We start from the raw sequence: 5685 nt of genomic DNA, 5'->3' as shown, positions 1-5685 counted from the left end.
TGCATGGCGACACTGCCTGTTTATCTTTGCTGAACATGAGGATACACAAAGACTCTACGCTATCCTCTTCGTCGGCAGCGACAGATGTTTATAAGAGCCAGCGCATGGTTTCTCTATAAAACCCCACAAGTTCATTCAAGTGACGCTCCCGCAAGATAAGGCATAAATCACGAAGTCCATCCGCCTCAAAATAAATAGCCGGTGGAATGGAAAGCCCATAAAACCTAGAAAGGTTATTTACAATAGCCACAACATGGATTGAGCCATCAACGTAATCCGACATATCGGAGTCCAATGTCAACTCCGAGTTACGCAGCTTGAGCGCGTCGCCCACTAGCCGCAGCACGTCGGCCTCAAATGCATCGTGCCAAGACGGTCGTTGCGTGGTTTGTCCTGAGCTCTGCTGGTTATCTGAACTCATAAGCACCTCCTGTAGGTTCAAACGTTCTTGAGCATGTTGCTGTACGTCCTGATCTGGGCCAGGTACTTCCACAGGTCGGCCTCCCACAGGTGTCGCCGCGACTTGATGAAATGTTCCTGACCAAGGTCCACCTGCTGGCTGCACTTGGCCTCGTTAAATTCCTCCAGCCCCCTGGTCTTGGCAAGGAACGCACGGGCATAGTTCAGGACGAAGTTGCCTTGGATTTTCGCCGCATCGCCCAAGCCGCCCGCAGCATTGACGAACCCCATGCATAGCAGGTTGTCGTGGTTGCGCGGGGCGCAATGCAAGAACAGATCGGGAATGCCGTCGCGCCAATGCAAGAGTTGCGGATCGATGAACGACAGGTTGCGGCTGTAGCCTGTGGCATAGATGACCAGGTCCACCTGTTCCCGGGATTGATCGACGAACAGCGCCTGCCCCTCTAGCAAGGCCGCGACGTCGCCCTTGGGCACGATATCGCCGTGGCCGATATGGAACAGCACGTGGGAGTTCATGATGGGGTGCGCGGCGCTGATCGGGTAGTCAGGCTTGGGCAGGCCATAATCGGCGCCATCGAAACTCGCCACCTTGAAGGTCTCGAGCACGTGCTGCCAGAACCCTTCCTTGCTGCTGAAGCGCTCAGCGATCTCTCTCATCCACAGTGCGGTGGGCATGCCGTGGATAAACTTGGGCTGGTAGTAGTAGCCACGGCGCGTGCTGTGGTAGACCCGCTCGGCGTGATGCACGGCATCAGTGGCGATATCGCAGCCGGAGTTGCCGCCACCGATCACCAGCACTCGCTTGCCACGCAACTGGTCGGGCGATTTGTAGTCGGCCGCATGCAGGATCTCCCCGGCGAACCCGGTGCAAGGGATCGACGGGAAATAAGCGCTTCGCTGCAAGCCGTTGCAGATCACCAGCAACTCATGGAAATCGCCACTGCCCTGGGCGGTGTGCACCAGCCAGCCCTGCCCGTGGGGCTCCAGCCGCTCGACCCGGGCGCCGAACCGGGCCCGCTCATACAACCCGAACCGGGCCGCATAGGAACGCAGGTAGGCCAGCATCAACCGGTGATTGGGATAGTCCGGGTAGTCCGCCGGCATGGGGAAATCCGGAAATTGGGTGTTCGCCTTGGGCGAAATCAGGTGCAGCGACGGATAGGTCCGACCGCTGCCGCCCTCGCTGTTCCAGACGCCGCCGAAGTCCGCTTCCGCCTCATACAGGACGAACTCGATGCCGGCGGCATTCAGCTCACGGCCAACGGCCAAGCCGGTGGGACCGCCCCCGATGATCGCCACCTTCGCTGGGCCGCTCATTTCATCGCTCCTGCCAGGTCGTTGTCGAGACTCGCGGGCTCACCGAGACTCAGGCCCTCCAGGCGTAAGCACAGCTGCCCTTCGTCGTCGGCCAGATCGATATCCACGGGGGGGGGCGCATGCGGATCATCCGTACCAGGAACTGCGATCACCCATGCCTGCTTAGGCAAGGCTCCCCAGCACTGCACCCTGGCCACCCTAAACGGCGGTACCAAGGCCTGGGCACCCGGCAGCAACGCCTCGGCCACCTGGAAACCAGCCACCAGCACCGCTGCCTCCGGCCAGCTCGGGTTCGTGCTGGCATCCGGGCTGTGCAGCTCGCCCAGGGCCAGCCGCGTGCCCCGACGGAACTCGCGCAGGGCTCGCAAGCCAGGGCCGTAGGCCGCGCCGCCGCGCTTCAGGTGGGCGTAGCAGGCCTGCCCCGTGACGCTGGTATTGCAGGCCACCCTCAACCTGGCCAGGTCGACCCGTGGCGCTGACTGATCCGCCACGACCTGCGGCCAGGCGGTTCCTGCGCAGTACAGCGCTTCGCTGTCAGCCTCCAGGCTGAAGATCCGAAAACGCATGTGGCCCAGTTCATCCGCCGCCAACTCCAAGTGCACCTCCAGCGCCCCCTCGACCAAAAGCGGCCGTAGCCAGTGCACGTCCTGCAGGGTTACCGCGCTATCGGCCGGCAACCGTTGCGCCAACAGCACAGCCGCCCGCGCCCACTCCAAGAGGACGATGGCCGGCATGCCGGGCTGTCCTGCGACGTGACAGTCGCGCACCAGCTCGTCTTCTGGACCGAGCCAGGTCGAGTAGCGCAAGCCAGTGATGCTCGAGGTATTGCGCTCGATCAGTGGATGCAGGCGCTTGACTGGTGGCGTGGTGCTCGCCCCGGCGCTACGCTGGACGACGGTATCGTCCGGCTGCACCCAATACGACTCCCTGGCGAAGGGATAGGTTGGCAAAGACAGGCGCCTGGGCTGCCTGTCCGGATACAGGCGCAGCCATTCGATCGGCGTACCACCGACCCACAAGGCCCCCAGGCGCTGCAGGTTGTCCTGAGTTGCTGGGCCGGCCTGCAAGCCTTCGCCTTCCTGGGTTCCTGGCGCAGCTTTGCGCGCTTGGCCTGTTTGAACTTGGCCAACCTCCTGGCCATCAATGAAGGCCCGTAGGCTCTCGAGCACCCTTGCCCGCGAATCAGCGACGAAAGCCAGCCGGTATTCGAGTTCCGCGCGGCCGGTCTGCAAGGTGTAGGCCATGGCTTCGAGATCCGCTGCAGCTTCGCGTTCGACATATGCCAGCAAGCGTTCGGCACAGCTGCGCAGTTGTTCCGGGCGCCTGGCCGAGAGTACGAACAGCGAGGGTTGTGGGCTATGCCCAGCGCCCTGCTCGACACTAGGTGCTGGACGATATTCGTCGACCACCAAATGTGCGTTGGTGCCGCTGATGCCGAAGGCGCTGACGGCGGCGCGCAATCCCGGCGTTGCCCCGGGTTGCCAGGGGTGGCGCGCCGTGCAGACGAAGAACGGCGAATGTTGCAGATCCAGGTGCTCGTTCGGCGTGCGGTAATGCAGGGTCGGCACCAGTTCGCGATGTTTCATCTGCAGCAGTACTTTGTGCAAGCCCGCCACCCCGGCTGCCGCCGAGGTATGTCCCAAGTTGCTCTTCACCGAGCCCAGGCCGCAGTAGTGCTGGCGTTGCGTGCGCTCCTGGAAGACCGTGGACAACGCCTCCATCTCGATCGGGTCGCCCAACTTGGTCCCGGTCCCGTGGAGCTCGACGTAGCCGATGGTCTCGGGATCGATGCCATAGCGGGCGTAGACATCGCGCAGCAGTTCCTCCTGGCTTGCGGCACTGGGCGCGGTGATACCGTTGGTCTTGCCATCCTGATTGATGCCCGAGGCGGTTATCACACCATGGATAGCGTCGCCATCGCGAATCGCATCATCCAGGCGCTTGAGCACCAATGCACCGACGCCCTCGCCCGGGACAAAACCGTCCGCGTCGTTGTCCAGGGTCCGACAACGGCCGTGGGGGGACAGCACTCGTGCATTGCACATCGCTAAGTAGGCTTGCGGCGCCAGGTAGAGCGTCACCCCGCCGGCCAGGGCCATATCGATCTCGCCGCTGCGCAGTGCCTGGCAGGCCAGGTGCGTGGCCACCAGGGACGATGAGCAGGCGGTATCCACCATTAGCGCCGGCCCCTTCAGGTTCAGGAAGTAGGCCAGGCGCGCCGCGGCGACGGCCGGGCTGCTGCCGGTGAAATCCCCCACGACCTGGCATTGTTGTATCCATTCACCGTATTCATTGCCGCCCATCATGCCCAGGTACACTCCGCACCGGGACCCGCCGAGCAGTCGAGGGCCGTAACCCGCATCCTCGAAGGCCTTGTAGCCCTCCTCCAGGAACAACCGCTGCTGCGGGTCCATCAGTTGCGCTTCCAACGGCGGGATGCGGAAGAACAACGGATCGAAACAGTCGATGTCATCCAGGCGGCCCAGCCATTTGCTGTAGATCTTGCCCGGCTCCCGCGCATCTGCGTCGAAATAAGCATTCACGTCCCAGCGCGAAGCGGGAATTTCCTCCACGCAGTCACGGCCGGCGACCAGGTTGTCCCAGTAGGCATCCAGCGTCGGTGCTCCCGGATAGCGCCCGGACATGCCGATGATCGCAATCCCCTCCAGCGCCTGTTCCGGCACCTCATGAGGGGATTGTGCGGCCTGCTCGAGGCGAGGCTCGGGTTCCTGATCCACCTCGGGACCTTGGTCAGTACTGGCCTGGGCTACAGGGGGCGTCACCATATTCGGTGCGTTTGTCTCGAGCTGCGTCGCCACCAAGCTGACGATGCCCGCCAGGGTCGGATGCTTGTAGACCGCGGTCGCACCGATGGACAGGCCGTAGTGCTTGTTGATCTCGCGACTCCATTCCACGGCGATGATCGAATCCATGCCCATCGAGGCAAAGGGTTTGTCCGCCTGGATCCGCTCGGCGTCGATGCCCAACGCCCGGGCGAGGCTTTCGGACAGCTCTTGCTCCAGCAAGTAGAGGTCGGGCTTGGGCGCCTGCTGTCTTGCCTGCGCCGAAGTCACAGGCGTCAGCTCGGCAGGGGCTTGCAGCGCCTCGGACTGCGGCTCGGTGAGGGGGATGTTTGCCGAATCTTCCGGCTCGGCCATTGCCCGCAGTGGCCGCAACGGCCGCGCCTGTTGTGCCGGCTGCGCAACCTCAGGTTTGAAGTGGTCCAGGGCTTCCAGGTCTTGCTCGAGGGAGCGCAACTTAAGACGGCCGGGTTTGGCTTGGGTTGCCGCGGCTAGCTTGCTGACGCTGACATTCCCCATCGTGAAGAGCGCAGCCTCCGGCTTGGCCTGGGGTGGCGTCGGTTGGGCCTGAGCGTCGCCCTGCCAGTCCTCTTGATTTTTGCTGGATGGCCAATAGCGCTCTTTCTCGAACGGATAGGTCGGCAATGCGACCCGGCACGGCCGCTGCCCCTGGAATAGTCGCGCCCAGTCCAGCTCGATCCCCTCGACATACAGCTGCGCCAGTGACAGCAGCGCCCTTCGGAGCATCTCGGAATTGGCCGCGGCGCGGCTGTCTTGCAGGCATTGGTTGGCTTGGGCCTGGGCCTTGGTGGAGGCTTCCTGGGTGCCGTCGACGCTCCCGCTGTAGCCGTCGATCAGCTCGCCGGCGTCAAGCCATTGCAGCAGTTGCGCGCACAGCGCATCCGCATCGCTGGTGACCCAGGCCAGGCGTTGTTCGAGGTGGCGCCGGCCCAGCAACAAGGTGTGGCTCATAGCCCCCGGTTCAACGGGCTCACGCCGCAGGTGGGCGAGCAGGTTCTGCACCTGAAGCCTTAATTGGGGTGCGGTCCTGGCCGACAGCACCACCAGATGCAGCGGGTTGGTCGATGGCCGCACCGGCCGTTCGGGGGCTTCTGCGATCACCGCATGGGCGTTGGTACCGCTGAAG

The 5685-nt window shown here is 63.3% G+C and carries 3 protein-coding genes; all 3 read right to left on the bottom strand.

Annotated features, from left to right (window positions below):
* Positions 1-88: 88 nt before the first annotated feature.
* The gene (locus tag ACK6AU_RS31145) at positions 89-421 is read right to left on the bottom strand and encodes an acyl carrier protein (RefSeq protein ID WP_409303548.1); all 333 of its coding nucleotides are present in this window, start codon (positions 419-421) and stop codon (positions 89-91) included.
* Between the two features lie 17 nt (positions 422-438).
* Complete coding sequence (locus ACK6AU_RS31140) at positions 439-1737, bottom strand: flavin-containing monooxygenase (RefSeq protein ID WP_409303546.1); 1299 nt, start codon at positions 1735-1737, stop codon at positions 439-441.
* Positions 1734-5685: beta-ketoacyl synthase N-terminal-like domain-containing protein (locus ACK6AU_RS31135; RefSeq protein ID WP_409303544.1), on the bottom strand; the 3952-nt coding region annotated here is incomplete at its 5' end. The genes ACK6AU_RS31140 and ACK6AU_RS31135, both read right to left, overlap by 4 nt.

Origin of the sequence: Pseudomonas sp. KCJK8993, from assembly GCF_046230915.1 — a bacterium.
Lineage (GTDB): Bacteria > Pseudomonadota > Gammaproteobacteria > Pseudomonadales > Pseudomonadaceae > Aquipseudomonas > Aquipseudomonas piscis.
This window is presented reverse-complemented; position numbering and strand designations above follow the sequence as displayed.

Coding starts and splice junctions, on each gene's coding strand:
- ACK6AU_RS31140 (WP_409303546.1), bottom strand. CDS start 1,737: ATGAGCGGCCCAGCGAAGGTGGCGATCATCGGGGGCGGTCCCACCGGC.
- ACK6AU_RS31145 (WP_409303548.1), bottom strand. CDS start 421: ATGAGTTCAGATAACCAGCAGAGCTCAGGACAAACCACGCAACGACCG.